Origin of the sequence: Archangium violaceum Cb vi76 (genome assembly GCF_000733295.1) — a bacterium.
GTDB classification, from domain to species: domain Bacteria; phylum Myxococcota; class Myxococcia; order Myxococcales; family Myxococcaceae; genus Archangium; species Archangium violaceum.
In genome coordinates this window covers 49681-67037 of sequence record NZ_JPMI01000079.1, presented here as the reverse complement: position 1 = coordinate 67037, position 17357 = coordinate 49681, and the positions used below count along the sequence as shown (strand labels likewise).

Below are 17357 nucleotides of genomic sequence, written 5' to 3'. Positions count from 1 at the left end.
TATGGCCAAGAAGAATGACAAGCTCAAGGACTTCGAGGATCCGCAGAAGCTCCAAGACGGGGAGAGCGAGATCTTCAACCCGGATCTCTCCGCCAAGGCAGGCAACTTCCCCGAGCTGGATGACGCCAACTATCCGCAGAAGCTCATCCAGGAACTCAAGAAGAAGAAGGACGAGAACGACAAGGAGGCGGACAACTGCCCTCCAGAGCGGCCCCCCCAGACGTACCTGCGGGGTTTCCACAAGTACCGCACGGCGGCCTATATCCACGACCAGAAGGGCGGACACAACGGGGATGGCCACTTCAAGAAGTGGCCCGACTACGGCACACAGGTGCTGGAGGACGCCAGTTACGCCGAGATCATCACTCCCGAGCAACTCGCTCTCTTGAAGGAGCAATCCGCGTGGGAGGAGCACGCCGCCTTCCCGATGAATGGCTTACAGGGGAAATACAGCCGGAAGAGTGAGCGCTTCCTGATCACCCACGTCCGTCAGCACAAGTTCAAGAGCGTCGCCGTGGGAAAGAACAACGTTCGTGATCGGATCGTAACGGGCCAACACAAGCCTTATCGCTGGACGGCGCACCATCTCATCCCGCATGAGTTGCTCCAGCTCAAGGCCGGCAAGAAGAAACAGGGGCTCGAAAACGACGAATACGACTTGCTGATCCAGTCCGGCTACGACATCAACAACGGCCATAATGGCATCATCATCCCTGGAACGGACTGGGGTGTGCCCTTCCACTGTATCATCCGGCACTGCGGCAACCATGCGGCATATACCACGTACGCCAAGGAACTCATCACCGACGTCATCTCCGGCCTCCAAGCGCTAGCGGATGAGCCCCCAACGGACCACAAATCAGCACTGGCCAATGTCCTCCAGAAACTAACCGACGCCGAGGATGAACTCTGGCTCCACGTCATCAATCTAGGCAAGCAACACGTCCCATCGGCACTGAAAGGAGAGAAAATCTCCGCTCCCCAGGTGACCCAACGCAAGGGCAAGAAGACATTCTCGAACTTCGCCATCCTCAATTGACACACCGGCCATGACCACTGATTACTGGGTTTTGAAAGGCGACCACTCCAGCGCCGTCATTGACGCACTCCCAGAGGGAGGCCCTCGGCTCTATCTGCTGACCCGAGGAGAGTCCTTGGGGGAGCGCTTCCCAGTCGGAGCCAAGCTGCAGTTCTCCGAAGATTTCGCCCAACTCCGGAAGCTCTACGACTTCGTCACCAACACCCTGCGAACGCTTTTCGTCTCCGAGAAAGTGAAGCAGGTCCTGGAGCATCTGGGCGCAAACAATTGTGAGTTCATTCCTGTCACCATCCTCAACCACAAGGGAAAGGTGGCCAGTTCAAGCCACTACCTGCTCAACATCCTAGGCAGTGAAGATGCCATCGACATGGAGAAGTCTGTTTGTGTCATGGATGCGATGAAACCGGACCAGATATTCGGCATCCGACAACTCGTATTGAAGCGTGAAGGGCTCTCTCCCGAGGCGCTCATCTTCCGAGCAAAGAGCAAGATGAACGAGTACTTTATCAGCCAGAAGCTGCACGAAGCCTTTCAGCGCGAAGGCATCACCGGCTACCGCGTCTTCCCCGCCGATGGCTGGGACGGGGTGAACATCTGAGGGGAACGGGCCGGCCGTCATGGAAATCAACTACCGGGGAATGCGTGAGGACTCCGAGGCGGCGCTCGACCGGCTGCTGCCACGAATCCACCCCCGCGCCCCTCGCGACAACCTCGTCCGGAACGTGGACGAACTGTGCCTGCGCTACCACACGCTCGGAGTAGCCAGCCTGCTGCTGGACGGTCATCCGCGAGACTTCTTCCTGGCGCTGGGGCGCGCAGCGGAGAATTGGCGCCGGTTGCTCGTCCATCTGCGCACGCGCGGCGAGCGGCTTCCCCCAGCGACATCCCACACTCCGCTCCTGGGGGCGGTGGCCGCCAGCCACTGGGAACTCGCCCGTGGCATCGTCATGGCCTCGGCGACCGAGCGCCAGGCGGACATCGACGAGTATGAGGACGACTTCGACTGGGCCCTCCTGCTGCAGCAACTCATTGCTCCCGCCGAGAGAGCCCCCGGCCGGACAGAAGCACTCATCACCCAGCTCGAGCGCTCCGGCGCCGACACCTACGGCGAGCGGCTGGAGGTAGCACGAACGCTGCAAGGCCATGAGGCCCAGGCCTTCTTCGACGCTTTCGAACAGGTGCTACTGGCCCACGAGGAACAGACCGAAGAACTCGCCTCGAAGTCCACCACCCCGTTCGAGCGCTTCGCACCGTACCGGTACCTCTGGCTTGAGGGGCTCGCTCTGCTGCGACTCGGAGAGCGCGCCGGGTTCACAAGGGAGGACCGCATCCGATATTGTCCTCCACTGGCCCGTTTGCGGATGCACGTTCCCATCGACGAGGACTGGCTCATTCCCCTGGCATCTTGAGCGGTATGCCTGCCCCAATCCTCCGACGCGGTAGGATTTACCGATGTGCCAACCCGCCGTAGAAACGTGCTGGAGATGCCGATGAGCACACGCCCAGACACGCTCAAGCCCGAGCCCCACCCGGAATCCGATGCTCCCGAACCCATCTGGGGCAGCGTGGAAGGGTGGATTGCCGGAGTGGACTCAGCGGGGCGTCCGCTCGTGGATTTCGAGGAAAACACCGCGGAGCCCATCCCCGCGCGCTCAGCCGTCGCACTCGACGCCCAGACAGTCCGGGACGCCATCTCCATCCGGCGCAAGGTCGTGCTGACTTTCGAGAGGGGAGACCCGCGCCGGCCCTTCCTCCTCGCCCTCCTCCACGAGCCCAGCCCGACGCCGCTCGTGGACGCGCTACTCGCGGCCATGACCGAGCCGCCCGCGCCACCTGTCGAGGCCCGTACCGACGGCCAGCCATCCACTGTGGAACTCCAGGGGAAGCATGAGGTGTCGCTGGCGTGTGGAGCTGCTCGTGTCACCCTCACACGGGACGAGGTCGTGCTCCAATGCGGAGAGGCCAGTATTGCCCTGCAACGCAACGGCAAGGTCGTCATCCGTGGGGCCACCGTGGAGACACGCGCCCGAGGCACGCACCGCATCAAGGCCGGCTCGGTCGACATCAACTGAGCAAGGCCGAACCCTCCTCAGCGCCGCTCCAGGCGGAGCCACGAGCCCGCGCGCCCGGTCTCCTCGAAGCCCTCGAGGGTTCCGGGCAGCGGCGCATCCCCGTACACCAGCAGGGCGCGGAAGGGCGCCAGCTGCTCCGCGGAGCCCGCGTCCATCCATTGGGGCAGCGACTGGCCCGGACGGAAGCGCACCGGTTGGTGATCCGCATCGGCGAAGAAGTGGTGCCCCACCCCGCCCTGCGTCGCCGTCCACCACTGGCCCAGGTGCTCCAGGTAGACGAGGCGGCTTCCCTGGGCCCGGTTTCCCACGAGAGAGACGTAGCCGTGCACTCCCGGCGGCGGAGGGCTCGCCACCAGTGTCTCGAGTCCCGCCACCTCCAGCTTGAAGCGCCAGTGGTAGCGCGCCGTCTCCGCGAGTGACGCCACCACCACGAGCAGCAACAGGATTCGCAGCCGCCGCTCGATGCGCACCGGGTCCACCAGCACGAGGGCGACGATGCCCGCGAGCACGGGCAGGCGCACGTGGATGAGCCATGCGCCCGAGAGCGCCTTGGGCGTCACCAGGAAGAGGGCCCCCAACGCGAGGAAGAGCACCCAGGGCGCCCGAGGCTCCTCGCGCCGGTGGCGCAGGTACGCCGCCACGAACACCAGCGTCACCAGCACCGGGCCGATGACGGCGAGACGGCCCTCGGGGCGGTAGTTGCGCAGCAGCCAGTTGAAGTGGGAGCCCCAGCCATAGTCCGTGGCCATGTGGTTGCCGGGGGTGACGGCCCTCGATGCGAGCGTCAGCACGCGGGTCGCACAGAGCGCCAGGGGAAGCGCGAGCCCCGCGGCGGCGAGACCTATCGCCCGTCTCCGGTCATCGGAGGTGAGTGCGAGCGCGGCCACGCCGACACCGAGGGCTCCGAAGGCCACGAGGTGAGAGAGCATCGTCGCCGTGGACAGGAGCGCGAGCCCCACCACCGCCCCCACCGTGCGTCCGGAGCCGCGCAGCGCGTGCAGGTAGAGCGCGAGCGACAGCAGGGCCAGCGGCAGGGAGAAGAGGCTCGGCAGGAAGCCGTACCAATAGGAGATGTTGAAGGCGAGCGGGAGCCCGAACACCACCGTCCACGCGGGCCGGTGCAGGACGCGAGTGAACGCCAGGTGGGCCAGGGGAAAGAGCATCAAGGCCGTCCACGCGGCCAGCCGCGCCGCGAAGGCCCCATTCGTCAGCAGCGTCACCGGCAGGAAGAGCCAGATGGGCAGCCCGTAGCCGAGCGGGAAGTGCGCCTCGTAGTAAGTGGATACCTGGGGGTTGCCCCGGAGCAGTTCCGCGAGTGTCTGCATCTGGGCCGCGTGGGCGGGCAGATCCACGGCGGGAGGAATGCCGCTCACGCACCACGCGGCGAAGCTCCCCCAGGCCACCAACAGGAGGACGATCTTCCAGGACTCGCGCGGGGGGGCAGGTGAGGCCTGCGGCTCTCGGGACATTCCGGCCCGCCTTATACCGCTTCCAGAGGGGAACCCGGGGTCCGTGGCACCCTCACCCCGACCCTCTCCCGGAGGGCGAGGGGAAATGGGGGGACAGGGGTTAGCGCGGGTCCTCGGGCTCCTGCTCGCGCTCCTTCTTCGTCGGCGGCTTCGACGTCTTGCTCCGCTGGGGCACCGCCACCGCGTCTCCCAGTGGCGTCGGCTGGCACTCACATACCGTGCGCCGCGTGCTCCCCTGGTGCACGAAGATGCACGCGTTCGGGCACTCCTGGAGCTGCCCTTCCTCGAACAGCGCCAGCGCGTACCCGCGCACCGACTTCAAGGCCTCGGCGCACTCCGGCATCGTCTGCGTCAGCCTCGGCCATGGCACCAGGTGTTGGGTCGTCACACCCCGGCTCGTGGGTGAGAATGAGAACCCCACCTGGCAGTCCAGCGCCAGCGGCTTGCCGTCCTCGCCCAGTGGCTCCACGTGCACCCGCCCGCCCTCGGGCAGGTCGCGGAACACCGCGCTCGTGAGGGCCATCCGGCCGTCCGCCCCCCTCCGCACGTGCAGCCCGAAGCAGGATTCCTCACGCGCCTCCTCCGGATTCTGGGAGCCCGGACGCGCGCAACGCTGGCGGCCCTCGGCGGCCTGCACGCGCGGCTGGCGCAGCACCAGCGTGTCCCCCTGCACATCCACCGTGGCGCGGAAGCGGCCCCAGACGTCCGGCCCCAGCCGGCCCAGCGTGGTCGGGTTCCTCCAACCCACTCCGGCCTCCAGCACCAGGGGCGTCACCCCCACGCCCGACGTCACCTCCACCGCGTCCACCAGGTAGGCCCTCGGCGGCAGGTTGGCGGCCGTCTCCAGCGCCTGGAATCCCCGCGCCTCGGAGGCCCCCATCGCCAGCCGCGAGAAGGGCTCGCGCGAGCCCAGCACGAAGGGCCCCGTGAGGGCCGACTCTCCCTGCGTCACCCGCGCCGCCAGCAGTGGCCAGTCACCCACCGGGTCCCTCGCGAGCTCGAGCCAGTGCACCTCCTCGGCGGGATCCCCACCGTCAGCGGCCGCGTCGGCGAGGTGCTCCGCGCGCGGGCGAGACTTCTCGAAGGTGATCTCCCGGCGCAGCGGGTCCACCGTGAACGCATAGGCGGCGAGCACATCGGCCCCCAGCGTCACCGCGCAGGCCCGCTCATCGGTGAGCCCCATGCCCCGAGGCCCCAGGTTGATGCCGCCCACGCGCAGGCCCGGCAGGCGCACCAGGGGCCAGTCACGCAGGGTCCCGGGCACGCCGTAGACATCCGGCACGCGCGCCGAGCCCATCACGGGCGGAGGCGGTTTCTTCTCATCCCAGCAGGCCGAGGACACCGCCGAGAGCCCCCGGGCCACGTCCAGCACCACCGGCACCGGACGCCCATTCAGCTTCCCCTCCACCACCAGCCGCAGATTCGGCGAGGGCAGCAGCGGCAACGTCTGGCCCACGAGACTGCCCGGGGCCTCGGGCGCGGCGGGGCCCGCCCCCCGGAGACACCCGGCGAGCAACAACAGCAGGGCCCCGAGACGCGCGCTCCGCATCGGCTACTTCCGCGGCTTGGTGAAGTCGTCGATGCGCGTCCCCTCGGGCGGGTTGATCTTGAAGGCATCCGCCCCGACGCCCACGTTCGTCTTCAGGTTGAGGAAGGCGATGGCGTTCTCGCTGCCGTCCGGATCCACCACCGTGCTCTTCAGCACCTGCGCCGTCTTCGGGTCCACCTCCAGGCGCACCTGCTGGAAGCGCGGATCCGGCTTGAGGGGATCCAGCACCAGGAGCGTGCCCTTGCAGTCCTTGCACGCGCCCTTGCTGATGGAGAACTCGTCCGCCAGCTTGCCCTGGCCGAAGAGGAACGTCACCGACGCGGAAAGCTGGCTGGTGTCGATGCGGCCCACGCTCAGCGTCTGCGCCTCGGGGTCGTACGCGTACACCTTCTCGCCGGCCAGCACGAAGGTGCGCGTGGAGGGCTTCAGGTACTCCCAGCGCATCAGGCCCGGCTTCTTGTAGATGACCGTGCCCGTGGAGGACTGCGTGCGCCGCAGGACCTTGTACTTGTAGTCCTGCTTGAACTCGGCCGAGAAGTCCTGCGTCTTCTCGTAGAAGGCCTGCATCCGCTCCACCAGTTCCTTCACCTCGGGAGCGATCTTCTTCTCGGCGGACTTGGGGGCCGCGGCGGCCTTTGGCGCTTCCGCCTTGGGAGCGGCCGGAGCAGGGGCCGGCTGAGCGGGCGCCTGGGCGACCACCTGGTGGGCAACGGTGGTGGGCACCGGAGCAATCACCGGCGCGGCGAGCAGGGTCACGAGCAGCTTCTCGAGGTACATGGCTTGAGCTCTCTCCAGGCGGGCGAGCCGCCCGCGAATCCAACTGTACCTACAGACGGGGCACCCGGCCCGGCATTCAAGGCTTGGAGGGGGGCGCCTTCTTGAAGATGCGCTTCCGCTGTTTCACAGCGAGCATATAGAAGCGGTCACGCAGCACCTGGGCCTCGGCCTCGGTGAGGTCTCCCACACGCCCGAGGTGCTCCTCGCGCCAGGAGATGACCCGGGTGACACAGGCCGACACGGCGGCGGAGATGTTCAGACTCTGGCTGAAGCCGCGCATCGGAATCCAGAAGGTGCCGTCCGAACCGTCCAGCACCTCCTGGCTCACCCCTTCACGCTCGTTGCCGAAGACGAGGGCGATCTTCGAGTCGAAACGCATCGAGTACAGGCTGGTGGCGTCCTCGCGAATGGCCGAGGCGTAGAGGGAGAAGCCCCGCGACTTGAGGTGCTCGCGGCACGAGGCGAAGTCCTTGTAGAGCTTCACGTCGAGCCACTTGTCGCACCCCTGCCCCACCCGCGAGTTGGGCATGAAGGGCGCCGCGGGGTTGACGATGACATGCACCTCCTGGAGGCCATTGGCCTCGCAGGTGCGCAACACCGCGGCGATGTTGAAGCTGTCCTCCAGCCGGTCCAGCACGATGGTGAAGGTGCGCGTGCGCTGTGAGATGACCTTGTCGATCTTCTCCTTGCGCACATCGAGCAACAGGGACTCCGCGTCGATCGGAGCCTTCTCGAGCTTCTCGTAACGGGGGCCGCCACCAGCCATCGTGTCAGGACCTCCGGGCCCGCTTCGGCGCGGCCTTCTTCGCCGCCGCCCTGCGAGCCGGTGCCTTCTTCACCGCGGCCTTCTTCGCCGCCGCCTTCTTGGCCGGGGCCTTCTTCGCCGGGGCCTTCTTCGCGGGCGCCTTCTTCGCCGCCGCTGCCTTCTTGGCCGGGGCCTTCTTCGCCGCCGGAGCCTTCTTCGCCGCCGGAGCCTTCTTCGCGGGCGCCTTCTTCGCCGCCGCGGCCCTCTTCGCGGGCGCCTTCTTCGCGGGCGCCGCCTTCTCCGCCGCCGCGGCCTTCTTCGCGGGGGCCGGAGCGGCCTTCTTCTCCGCCCGGGGCTTGGGCGGCGGCTCCACGTGCAGCTTGTCCGTGCGGCCGGTGAAGAGCACCTCGGCCACCGCGTCCAGCAGCGGCTGCATGCCCAGGCCCGTGGCGCACGAGACGGGGAACACGGCGATGCCGCGCTTGCGCATCTCCTCCGTCACCTTCTCGAGCCGCTCCTGCGCGTGCGGCAGATCCAGCTTGTTGGCGGCCACCACCTGGGGCTTTCGCGACAGCTCCTCGCTGTACTTGCGCAGCTCCTCGTTGAGGACGTCGAAGTCCTTGAGCGGCTCGCGGTCCTCGACCTCGGTGCCCATGTCCAGCAGGTGGATGAGCACCTTGCAGCGCTCCACGTGCCGCAGGAACTGGTGCCCCAGCCCCACGCCCTCGCTGGCGCCCTCGATGATTCCGGGGATGTCCGCCATCACGAAGGACAGGCCGTCCTTGTACTGGACCAGGCCCAGGTTGGGCACCAGCGTGGTGAACGGGTAGTCGGCGATCTTCGGCCGCGCCCGGCTCACGATGGAGATGAGCGTGCTCTTGCCCGCGTTGGGGTAGCCCAGCAGCCCCACGTCCGCCAGCAGCTTCAGCTCCAGCCGCAGGGTGCGCTCCTCGCCCTTGGTGCCGTCCTGGGCGAAGCGCGGCGTCTGCCGCGTGGAGGTGGCGAAGTTCATGTTGCCCAACCCGCCCCGGCCGCCCTTGCACACCACCGTGCGCTCGCCGGCCGTGTTCAGGTCCGCCATCACCTCCTCGGTGTCCACGTCGCGGATGATCGTCCCCACCGGCACCTTGAGGATCAGATCCTCGGACGAGCGGCCATTGCAGTCGCTGCCCATCCCGTTCTCGCCATTCCTGGCCCGGTGGTGCTGCTGGTAGCGGTAGTCCAGCAGCGTGGTGAGCTGCGGATCGGCCTCGAAGATGACCGAGCCACCGTCTCCACCGTCGCCCCCGTTGGGGCCGCCGCGATCGACGTACTTCTCCCGGCGGAAGGCAACGGCCCCGTTGCCCCCGTCTCCGGCCTTCACGAAGATGCGGACTTCATCGACGAATTTCATCCCAGACCCCAGAAATGCGGAACGGGCCGCCTCCATGTCCCACGCCAGGAGGCGTATGGACCGGGAGCGACCCGCTCACGAGGCAAACAGGGAACCGGCCAGGGCCCGTTCCCCTTTCAGACGACGCGCGGACTAGGCGCTCGTCTGCGCCGGGTGCACGGAGACCTTCTTGCGGTCCCGGCCCTGGCGCTCGTACTTCACCACTCCGTCCACCGTGGCGAACAGGGTGTAGTCACGACCGAGCTTCACGTTGGCGCCCGGGTGGATCACCGTGCCGAGCTGCCGCACGAGGATGCTCCCCGCGCTGACAGTCTCGCCGGCGAACACCTTCACGCCGCGGTACTTCGGATTGGAATCGCGACCGTTGCGCGAAGAACCTTGTCCCTTTTTATGAGCCATGACACCGATTCCTGATGAGGCCGGCGCGCCTCACAGCGCTCCGGAAAGTTGTGACCCGGACTAGCCGGAGATGGAGGTCACCTTGACCTCGGTGTAGGGCTGACGGTGGCCACGGCGGCGCGTCCAGCCCTCCTTCTCCTTGCGGAAGTGCAGCACCTTGCGGTGCTTGTCCTGGGCAAGGATCTTGCCCACGACCCTGGCGCCCGACACGGTCGGACGGCCCACCTTGGGGCTGTCCGAACCACCGAGCATCAGGACTTCGTTGAAGGTCACCTCGGCGCCGACGTCTCCCGTGACCTTCTCGATCCGGAGCACGTCGCCCTCGGCCACGCGGTACTGCTTCCCGCCCGTGCGAATGACTGCGTACATCGTTGAACCCCTGAGTTTTGTTCCGGGTTGATTCAACCCGTGAAAGGCCGGCGTGCATTTCGGACGTGAAAAACCGTCCTACGATGCAAAGGTCGCCCGATCTACGGGAGAAGGACAGGGGAGTCAAGGCAGATAGCACGCGGTGGCGCACGGAGTGCACTCCCGGAGCCCCCACCCCTCGCCCTGCCCACCCGTGGACAGGCGGTGCTCCCCAGCCCGCCCGGCCGCCTGCCCCGCCGCTAGGCTGGGCCCTCCCCTTCTACAAGGAGTGCTCCCGATGCGGAAGTCCGGATGGATGCTCGCCCCCCTGGCCGCCGCGGTGCTCCTGGGCGGGTGCCGGAGCACCGCCTGCGAGGATCTGGCGGCGGCCTATGCGGAGGTGGCCCGGAAGTCCCAGGCCTGCGTGGAGCAGGCCCCCCTGCCCGCCTTCGAGGCCGGCCGGTGCGAGCAGAACCTCCAGGAGTGCGACGGGGAAGACCTGGAGCGGCTCCAGGCCCAGGTGGAGTGCTACGAGCGGCTCGGCACCTGCCAGCTCGAGCAACAGGAGCCCTTCTTCCAGGCCCTCACCGCCTGTGACAGCGGCGGCAACGCCCTCAGCAACGCGTGCGAGGCGGCCATCTTCTAGCCCGGTGGCTCCTGGACGAGCCCAGAAGCCAGCCGGACCGCGGACCGCCTAGCAGCCCGGGACGTTCTGGAAGCAGTTCACGAAGTTCGTGCAGGACTGCAGCTCGAGGCAGTCCTTCGTCCCGTTGTCCCAGTCCGCGCGCTCCGAGGAGGTGAGATCGCTCGTGCACTTGGTGTACTGGTCCGTGCACTCATCCGCGCTCAGGCCCGCCGGAAGGAAGTTGCATTCATCCGCGCGCTCGCAGAACCGCTGCTCGGTGGTAGTGCAACCAACGACGAGACTGCCGCAGGCCAGCGCCACGGCCATCTGAATCCGGAACATCCTCATGGGTCTTCCCTCCCTCATCGGAACCCCGCCCCACGGCGACAGGAGGCGGAAATTCACTTGGTGTCCGGGGGCGTGACTGCCGGAGAAAGGTGCGCATGTCAACCAGACGGCCGCCGCGTCGGGGTGGGAGGGCAGTTCACCTGTCCCCTGGAGGGCGGCTAGAGTAGGCCCGCCATGTCTCCTTCCCCCCGCCGCATCCCCCTCGTCAACCTGTCCCACTACCGCTCCGGCAACCCCGAGGAGCGAGCCCGCTTCGTCCGGGTGTTCGGAGAGGCCCTCAAGGAGTTCGGTTTCGTCTCCGTCGAGGGTCACGGCATCGACGACGGGCTCATCCGCCGCACCTACGCGGACGTGGAGTCCTTCTTCCGCCTGCCGGAGCAGGTGAAGCACCGCTACCACGTGGCGGAGTTCGGCGGTCAGCGCGCCTATACCCCCTTCGGCAAGGAGCACGCGAAGAACCGCACCGTGGGCGACCTCAAGGAGTTCTACCACGTGGGCCGTGACCTCCCCGAGGGCCACCCGCGCCGCCCGGACACCGCCGCCTACAACGTCTGGCCGGAAGAGGTGCCGTCCTTCCGCTCCAACACGCTCGCCCTCTTCAACGCGCTGGACGAGGCCGCGGGGCTGATGCTGCAGGCCGTGGCCGAGTACTTCGGCATCGAGCGCAACACCTTCAGCGACATGGCGCAGGACGGCACCTCCGTGCTTCGCGTCATCCACTACCCGCCCCTGAAGGAGAAGTTCATCCCCGGCGCGGTGCGCGCCGCCGAGCACGAGGACATCAACCTGCTCACCCTGCTGTGCGAGGGCACCGCCTCGGGCCTGGAGATCCTCACCCGCGACGGCGAGTGGATTCCCGTGGACACGCTGCGCGGGCAGATCGTCGTGGACTCGGGCGACATGATGAGCCGCATCACCAACGGCGTCATCCCCGCCACCACCCACCGCGTGGTCAACCCGCCCTCGGCCGCCGAGGACAACACGCGCTACTCCATGCCCTTCTTCGTGCACCCCTATCCGGAGTGCGTGCTCGAGCCCCTGCCCGGCACCGTGACGCCGGAGAAGCCGGGCCAGCCCCCCATTACCGCCGACGCCTTCCTCAAGCAGCGCCTGCGGGAGATCGGCCTCATCAAGTAGCCTCGGCGGCGTGGAGACTCCCACGCACGTCGGCTGCTTCAACCTGCTCCTGCTCGGATGGCTGGCGATGGCTCCCGGCGTGGCCGGAGCCGAGGAATTGCCCCGTCCCCTCCTGCGCCCGGGCAACGTCGACCTGCGCGTCGAGGCGGCCGCCTCGCTCCTCCCCCTGTCCCTCGAGGCCGGTGCCACCGTGGAGGCCGGCGTGCTGCCCATCGCCGCCGGTACGCTCTCCCTCGGCGCGGAGCTCGGCGCCAACCTGTGCGCGCTGGCCTGCTGGGTTCCCAACCTCTTCTCCGAGCGCGACACCTCACGCTGGGACCTCTCCGTCGTGGGCCGCCTGGGCTACCACTTCACCGTGACCAACCGGAACTACAGCCGGATGGACCTCTTCGGCGTCCTCCTGGGGGGCGTGCTCGAGCCGCACACCACCGTCACCGCCCCCGGCTACCGCTTCGAGGGCCGCGGCCGGGGCGCCGTCCTCGGGCTCGGCATGGGAGGGAACTATTTCCCCTCCGCCTCTCGTTTCTTCCTGGGCTTCGAGGCCCGGCTCCGCTTCTCCACCGGCACCTATGCGCTCACCCTCACCCGGGGCACCTATGACTTCACCGAGGATGATCGCCGGTGGCTCCAGCTCGGCCTCAGCACCGCCTTCTTCGTGGGAGTACGGCTTTTCTGACCCATCGAGCCCATGAACCATTGATTTCCAGACCTTTGGAGGGCCCTGCGCCCGGGCACGAAACTCCATCCAGGTCATCCCGATAATCTGAGGGCCAGAGGCGTCTTCACTTTCTCGCTGCATCCCGTTCCCCAGGGGGGAGAACACCATGAAAGTCGGACAGAACCGGCCGTCCGTGCCCACGCAGAACACCACCGCCACCGAGAGCAGCAAGGGCACCCCGGCGGCACCGGCGCGGACCACCACGGCCCGGAGCGCGAGCACGTTCCAGACGGGCTTCGACACGGCGGTGAGGATGAACACGTTCTCCGTGGAGGCCGCGGCCACGCCCGTCGTCATGACGCCGCCCCCTCCCCCCGAGAACGCCGCGCCGGGGGTGACGGGCAGCAAGCTCACCGACGATCAGCTGCGCAAGGCGCTGAACGAGGCCCACCAGATGATCTTCGGCCGCGATGTCGACCCGGCCCAGCTCGAGGGCTGGATGAACCGGGCCAAGACGCTGCGTGACCGCCCCGAGGACCCTTCCAAGCCGCTGAGTCTCGACGACATCAAGTACACCCTCTTCAGCGAGCTGCGCACCGGCAAGACCAAGGAGCAGACGAAGACGCTGGACGAGCCCACGCTGAAGAAGCTGGTGAACGATGCCTACCAGCTCTTCGCTGGTCCCGGCACCCAGCCCGACGCCGCCAAGGCGAAGGAGCTGCTCGACCTCGCCACGCAGCTGCGTGACCACCCGGAGGATCCCTCCAGGCCGCTGGATGCCGACGGCATCAAGTACGCCCTCTTCTCCAAGCTGCGTGGCACCTACAACAGCGACCCCAAGGCCAAGATCACCGACGACCAGTTGCGCAAGCTGCTGGACGAGGCCCACACCCTCGTCTTCGGCAACGGCGCCAACGGCCCCAACGTCGAGGCCTGGATGGCGAGGGCCCGGAAGCTGCGCGACGACAAGGACAATCCGCTGGACGCCAACGGCATCAAGTACGCCCTCTTCAGCCAGATGCGCCAGGTGAAGTAGCCGCGCGCACGGCCCGAGCCGCTGGAGACCGGATTCATCTTCAGCGGCTCGCCCCCGCGCCTCAGTGCACGAGTCTTCCGGACGCGGAGGACGTCTCCTCGCCCACCGGAGCACCGCCCGCTTCGAGCAGCTGGAGGAGATCCTTCGTCGTCAGCCGCGCCGCGGCGTCCGTCCCCTCGAGAACACCCGCCACGAGCGCGCGCTTGTCCGCGTGGAGCGAGAGGATCTGCTCCTCGATGGTTCCACGGGTGACGAGCCGGTACACCGTGACGGGCTTCTCCTGGCCGATGCGATGGGCCCGATCCGTGGCCTGATCCTCCACCGCCGGGTTCCACCAGGGATCCAGGTGGATGACGTAGTCGGCCGCGGTCAGGTTGATGCCCGTTCCTCCCGCCTTCAGCGAGATGAGGAACAGGTCGCCCTCGCCGCGCTGGAAGGCCTCCACCCGCTTCGCCCGGGCACCCGCCGGGGTCGAGCCATCCAGGTACTGGTAGCGGAACCCCGCCCGGTCGAGCTCCTCGCACACCAGGGCGAGGTGCGAGGTGAACTGGCTGAACACGAGCGCGCGGTGGCCCGCGTCACGGAGCTCCTCGAGCAACTCGAGCAGGCGGCGCATCTTGGAGGAGCTGACGCTCGATTTCGAGTCGTAGAGCCGCGGATGGGAGGCCAGCAGCCGCAGGCGCGTCAGGGCCGCGAGCACCTGGAATTGCTGCTGCTCGTTGCGCACGCTCCTCCCCTCCTTCGAGACCTCGGCCACGGCGGCCAGGCGCGCGTCCTCGTAGAGGGCCCACTCCTCCTCGGAGAGCGCGACGGGGACCTGGATCTCCGTGCGGGACGGCAGCTCGCGAGCCACCTCGCGCTTCGTGCGACGGAGCAGGAAGGGCTTGATCACCCGGGCGAGCGCCTCTCGGGCCTCGGGGTCCTTGCCGCGCTCGATGGGCGCGGCGAAGCGCTCACGGAACTGCTCCCAGCTCCCGAGCAGGCCGGGGAAGACGATGGAATAGAGGCTCCACAGCTCCCCGAGATGGTTCTCCAGGGGCGTGCCCGACATCGCGAGCCGGAAGCCGGCATTCAGCTTCCGTGCGGCACGGGCCCGGTGCGTGGCCGGATTCTTGAGTGCCTGGGCCTCGTCGATGACGAGGGTGGCGAAGGTGACGGCGCTCAGGCTCGCGATGTCCCGCGTGAGCAGGCCATAGCTGACGATCAGCACGTCCTTCTTCGTGAGCTTCGCGAGACATCCCGCGCGATCCGGCTGCTCGGCGTAGAGGATGGGACGGAGCTCGGGCGCGAACCGGCGGAGCTCCGCCACCCAGTTGAAGCCCACGGACGTGGGGCAAAGGACGAGCGCGGGCCCCAGGCGCGTCCGGTCCACCAGCACCGAGATCGCCTGCACCGTCTTCCCCAGGCCCATGTCGTCCGCGAGGCAGGCACCCGCGCCCCACGCGGCGACCCGGCTGAGCCACGCATGCCCCTCCACCTGATAGTCACGGAGGGTCGCCTTGAGCGCCGCAGGCGGCTTGGGCCGGAGCGACAACGAGGCCGCGAGGCGTTCGGTGAGCAGTTTCCAGGAGGGAGCCGCCTCCACCTCCGCTCCCTCGCCGCCGAGTGCTTCGATCGCGGGGACGGCTCCGGGTGACAGCTCCACCCTTCCGCTTCGAATGAAGGCGTGGTCGGAGACGGCCTGGAGCCGGTGGCGCAACGTGTCGCTGAGCTCGACCCAGCGCCGCTCGTCGACCCGAACGAAACGCTGTTGCCGCCGCGCCGCATCGAGCAACACCGCGAGCTCGAGCCGGCCCACTTCGACCTTCAGCTGGCCGTTGATGCCGAACCAATCCCGCTTCCGCTCGATCTGGACCTTGAGCGCCTCGGGGCCGACCGACGACATGACCCTCGGCTTCTCGTCGAGCCACTCGACGGCAAGTCCACGCGGCGGATTCTGCAGCGCGGCCACGAGCTCCAAGGCGGAGTCGGTGTCCTTCATCCGGAAGCAGTAGGGAGGGCCTTCTTCCGAGTTGGCGAGCGGAAGCGTCGAGAGCATCGCGCGCGCCCGCTCATCCTCGGTGAGCAGGGAGCGCCGCACGTACGCGCGCTCGGCGCCTCGCAGCAGCAGGACGTCCCGGGGACCCACGCCCGGATGGAAGAGTGGTGCACCCGGACCCGGACGCACGAGCAGCTCGAGTTCGAGCGATACGTCCGGCAGGAGCCTCAGCCGGACCACCGTCTCCGTCTCGGAGACGACCTCACGGCCCTTGAGCGACTCCGGGACGACCAGCGGGAGGCGGGCCTCCAGGCGCGAGAGCCTTTCGAGCAACGGCTGCTGCGCCTCGGGGGGGAACCGCGCGCCGTGCTTCTGGAGCAGCTCGAACAGCTGGCGGGCCTCGTCGCTCACGTCGATGAGCAGGCACCGGCTCCTCCGCTCCTCGGCGGTGAAGAGCGGCTCGCCCGGCACGAAGGACTTCATCAACGCGGTGAGCAGACGTGCATCGAAGACCTCTCCGTCGACGGAGGGCTCGAGCCGGATGTGATCGCCAGACGGCACCGCGATGAATCCCAGCCGGACCCGCTTCAGCTCGAGCGGCTCATCGGGCGAGACGTCGAGCGCCACGCGCGGATGTCCCACGAGCGCGAGAAAGGCACGGGCCGCGTATGTGCTGCCCCGAGCGCCCGGACGTGCCGACCAGGAGGAGAAGAGCTCGGCGACGCGCAGATCCTGTTCGGAGAGGGAGTCGCGGTGCTCATCGAGCAGGCGGGCGGGAGTCGTGCGCGCCCCCGAGGACAACGAGCCCCGGCGGTTCCGCTTCTTCACCGAGGGCACCGCGGTGAGCATCCCGAGCTCATGCTCGATGCGCCACCACACCTCGATGAAGGTGCGCGGCTCGGCGAGCTTCGCCTCGAATACCTCGAGCGCCTTGAGGGCCCGGGCCCAGGAGGGACGCAAAAGCTCATCGGCCAGGACGCGCGCCTCGTCGCGCCGCGCGGGGTCCTCGAGCAGGTCCAGCGTGGCGTCGAGCAACGCGAGAGCATGCGTGCAGCCACCGCCCCGGGCCTCACAGGTGCACTCGAGCCGGGGCTCGCCGTCATTCGGGAACGACAGCCTCGATTCGGCGGCGAAGGAGCCATAGGACGGCCCACCCCGAACACGCCGCCAGCGCTCCTTCCACGAGACGGCACAGGGCTCGGCGAGGAACGACCAGGTGCCGGAGGCCCGTGCGACGCGGGAGCGGGGATTGGCACGAGGGCGGATGCCGCGCCGGAGCTGCATCAACCGAGACCAGAGCACCGCGAGGGCGGGGTCCTCGTGCGACTCCGGACGCGAGACCTCCTCGAGCACCCCGAGCCGGATGGACTCCGCTTCATCGGCCAGGAACGCGGCGACCGCGAGGGGCACCGCCTCCTCGAGCACACCGCGAGCACGAGCCGCCAGATAGCGCGCGGCCCCTTCGCGAGAACCGATGTCCCGGATCGGGAGGCCGCTGAGCGCGTAGCGCAAGCTGTTCTTCTGCGCCTCATCCACCGCGAGTGCGGGCAGCAGCACTTCCGCGGAGGTCGCCAGGGCGTCCTGGAGCGAGTGGGCCTCCGCCCATTGCTCCAAGTCCTTCCGGGTCCCGAAAGGAGAAGGGAGAGAGACAGGTCCGGAGGAGGCGGGGGTGCGAGGCGTGAGGAGGGACACGGAGGCGGCGGAGTGTAATCGCGAGGGAAGTCCGGTTCAGCCCCGGGTTGTGCTGCCTGGGCCGCGAGGGAGCAGGCGCCACCGGATGGGGC

General features: G+C 68.0%; 17 protein-coding genes. 8 read left to right on the top strand and 9 right to left on the bottom strand.

The features are described from left to right. Position 1 precedes the first annotated feature (1 nt). The 4 genes from Q664_RS12820 (at position 2) to Q664_RS12805 (ending at position 3111) form a co-directional block, all read left to right on the top strand. On the top strand, positions 2–1039 hold the full coding sequence (locus Q664_RS12820) for an AHH domain-containing protein (protein ID WP_043394121.1): 1038 nt from the start codon (positions 2–4) through the stop codon (positions 1037–1039). Positions 1040–1049: 10 nt separating this feature from the next. After that, a complete protein-coding gene (locus Q664_RS12815; protein WP_043394119.1) occupies positions 1050–1637 on the top strand; it encodes an imm11 family protein in 588 nt (195 codons plus the stop codon). 19 nt (positions 1638–1656) lie between these two features. After that, entirely contained in the window at positions 1657–2448 is a 792-nt protein-coding gene (locus tag Q664_RS12810) for a hypothetical protein (RefSeq protein WP_152622063.1), read from the top strand. An 81-nt stretch (positions 2449–2529) separates the two neighbouring features. Next, the gene (locus Q664_RS12805) at positions 2530–3111 is read left to right on the top strand and encodes a DUF6484 domain-containing protein (RefSeq protein ID WP_043394115.1); all 582 of its coding nucleotides are present in this window, start codon (positions 2530–2532) and stop codon (positions 3109–3111) included. Positions 3112–3128: 17 nt separating this feature from the next. On the opposite strand, the gene Q664_RS12800 is transcribed toward Q664_RS12805, so the two are convergent. The 7 genes from Q664_RS12800 to rplU form a co-directional block, all read right to left on the bottom strand. Next, complete coding sequence (locus Q664_RS12800; protein ID WP_043394113.1) at positions 3129–4580, bottom strand: hypothetical protein; 1452 nt, start codon at positions 4578–4580, stop codon at positions 3129–3131. A 100-nt stretch (positions 4581–4680) separates the two neighbouring features. Continuing rightward, positions 4681–6129 carry a hypothetical protein gene (locus Q664_RS12795; RefSeq protein ID WP_043394111.1) on the bottom strand — a complete coding sequence of 483 codons (1449 nt, stop codon included), beginning with the start codon at positions 6127–6129 and terminating at the stop codon, positions 4681–4683. Between the two features lie 3 nt (positions 6130–6132). Then, the gene (gene lolA / locus Q664_RS12790) at positions 6133–6906 is read right to left on the bottom strand and encodes an outer membrane lipoprotein periplasmic chaperone LolA (RefSeq protein WP_043394109.1); all 774 of its coding nucleotides are present in this window, start codon (positions 6904–6906) and stop codon (positions 6133–6135) included. A 76-nt stretch (positions 6907–6982) separates the two neighbouring features. Continuing rightward, positions 6983–7672, bottom strand: coding sequence for a TrmH family RNA methyltransferase (locus tag Q664_RS12785; protein ID WP_043394107.1), 690 nt, complete (start codon positions 7670–7672; stop codon positions 6983–6985). Between the two features lie 4 nt (positions 7673–7676). After that, positions 7677–9044 carry a GTPase ObgE gene (gene obgE / locus Q664_RS12780; protein WP_043394104.1) on the bottom strand — a complete coding sequence of 456 codons (1368 nt, stop codon included), beginning with the start codon at positions 9042–9044 and terminating at the stop codon, positions 7677–7679. Between the two features lie 132 nt (positions 9045–9176). Beyond that, positions 9177–9443: a 50S ribosomal protein L27 gene (gene rpmA / locus Q664_RS12775; RefSeq protein ID WP_043394103.1), complete on the bottom strand. Its 267-nt coding sequence runs from the start codon at positions 9441–9443 to the stop codon at positions 9177–9179. Positions 9444–9503: 60 nt separating this feature from the next. Further along, a complete protein-coding gene (rplU, locus tag Q664_RS12770) occupies positions 9504–9812 on the bottom strand; it encodes a 50S ribosomal protein L21 (protein ID WP_043394101.1) in 309 nt (102 codons plus the stop codon). A 277-nt stretch (positions 9813–10089) separates the two neighbouring features. Here rplU and Q664_RS12765 point away from each other — a divergent pair, with 277 nt between their 5' ends. Continuing rightward, entirely contained in the window at positions 10090–10437 is a 348-nt protein-coding gene (locus tag Q664_RS12765) for a hypothetical protein (RefSeq protein ID WP_043394098.1), read from the top strand. 48 nt (positions 10438–10485) lie between these two features. Here Q664_RS12765 and Q664_RS12760 read toward each other — a convergent pair whose 3' ends face one another. Continuing rightward, on the bottom strand, positions 10486–10764 hold the full coding sequence (locus tag Q664_RS12760; protein WP_043394096.1) for a hypothetical protein: 279 nt from the start codon (positions 10762–10764) through the stop codon (positions 10486–10488). Between the two features lie 174 nt (positions 10765–10938). Here Q664_RS12760 and Q664_RS12755 point away from each other — a divergent pair, with 174 nt between their 5' ends. The 3 genes from Q664_RS12755 (at position 10939) to Q664_RS12745 (ending at position 13595) form a co-directional block, all read left to right on the top strand. Further along, complete coding sequence (locus Q664_RS12755) at positions 10939–11901, top strand: isopenicillin N synthase family dioxygenase (protein WP_043394094.1); 963 nt, start codon at positions 10939–10941, stop codon at positions 11899–11901. A 10-nt stretch (positions 11902–11911) separates the two neighbouring features. Further along, positions 11912–12577 carry a hypothetical protein gene (locus Q664_RS12750; protein WP_043394092.1) on the top strand — a complete coding sequence of 222 codons (666 nt, stop codon included), beginning with the start codon at positions 11912–11914 and terminating at the stop codon, positions 12575–12577. Between the two features lie 148 nt (positions 12578–12725). Further along, positions 12726–13595: a hypothetical protein gene (locus Q664_RS12745; RefSeq protein ID WP_043394090.1), complete on the top strand. Its 870-nt coding sequence runs from the start codon at positions 12726–12728 to the stop codon at positions 13593–13595. Positions 13596–13656: 61 nt separating this feature from the next. On the opposite strand, the gene Q664_RS12740 is transcribed toward Q664_RS12745, so the two are convergent. Next, the gene (locus Q664_RS12740; RefSeq protein WP_235216674.1) at positions 13657–17187 is read right to left on the bottom strand and encodes a DEAD/DEAH box helicase; all 3531 of its coding nucleotides are present in this window, start codon (positions 17185–17187) and stop codon (positions 13657–13659) included. Positions 17188–17357 lie beyond the last annotated feature (170 nt).

Bases quoted from the DNA above. Each gene is read 5' to 3' on its own strand.
- Q664_RS12820 (WP_043394121.1), top strand. From the start codon at position 2: ATGGCCAAGAAGAATGACAAGCTCAAGGACTTCGAGGATCCGCAGAAG.
- Q664_RS12815 (WP_043394119.1), top strand. From the start codon at position 1,050: ATGACCACTGATTACTGGGTTTTGAAAGGCGACCACTCCAGCGCCGTC.
- Q664_RS12810 (WP_152622063.1), top strand. From the start codon at position 1,657: ATGGAAATCAACTACCGGGGAATGCGTGAGGACTCCGAGGCGGCGCTC.
- Q664_RS12805 (WP_043394115.1), top strand. From the start codon at position 2,530: ATGAGCACACGCCCAGACACGCTCAAGCCCGAGCCCCACCCGGAATCC.
- Q664_RS12800 (WP_043394113.1), bottom strand. From the start codon at position 4,580: ATGTCCCGAGAGCCGCAGGCCTCACCTGCCCCCCCGCGCGAGTCCTGG.
- Q664_RS12795 (WP_043394111.1), bottom strand. From the start codon at position 6,129: ATGCGGAGCGCGCGTCTCGGGGCCCTGCTGTTGTTGCTCGCCGGGTGT.
- lolA (WP_043394109.1), bottom strand. From the start codon at position 6,906: ATGTACCTCGAGAAGCTGCTCGTGACCCTGCTCGCCGCGCCGGTGATT.
- Q664_RS12785 (WP_043394107.1), bottom strand. From the start codon at position 7,672: ATGGCTGGTGGCGGCCCCCGTTACGAGAAGCTCGAGAAGGCTCCGATC.
- obgE (WP_043394104.1), bottom strand. From the start codon at position 9,044: ATGAAATTCGTCGATGAAGTCCGCATCTTCGTGAAGGCCGGAGACGGG.
- rpmA (WP_043394103.1), bottom strand. From the start codon at position 9,443: ATGGCTCATAAAAAGGGACAAGGTTCTTCGCGCAACGGTCGCGATTCC.
- rplU (WP_043394101.1), bottom strand. From the start codon at position 9,812: ATGTACGCAGTCATTCGCACGGGCGGGAAGCAGTACCGCGTGGCCGAG.
- Q664_RS12765 (WP_043394098.1), top strand. From the start codon at position 10,090: ATGCGGAAGTCCGGATGGATGCTCGCCCCCCTGGCCGCCGCGGTGCTC.
- Q664_RS12760 (WP_043394096.1), bottom strand. From the start codon at position 10,764: ATGAGGATGTTCCGGATTCAGATGGCCGTGGCGCTGGCCTGCGGCAGT.
- Q664_RS12755 (WP_043394094.1), top strand. From the start codon at position 10,939: ATGTCTCCTTCCCCCCGCCGCATCCCCCTCGTCAACCTGTCCCACTAC.
- Q664_RS12745 (WP_043394090.1), top strand. From the start codon at position 12,726: ATGAAAGTCGGACAGAACCGGCCGTCCGTGCCCACGCAGAACACCACC.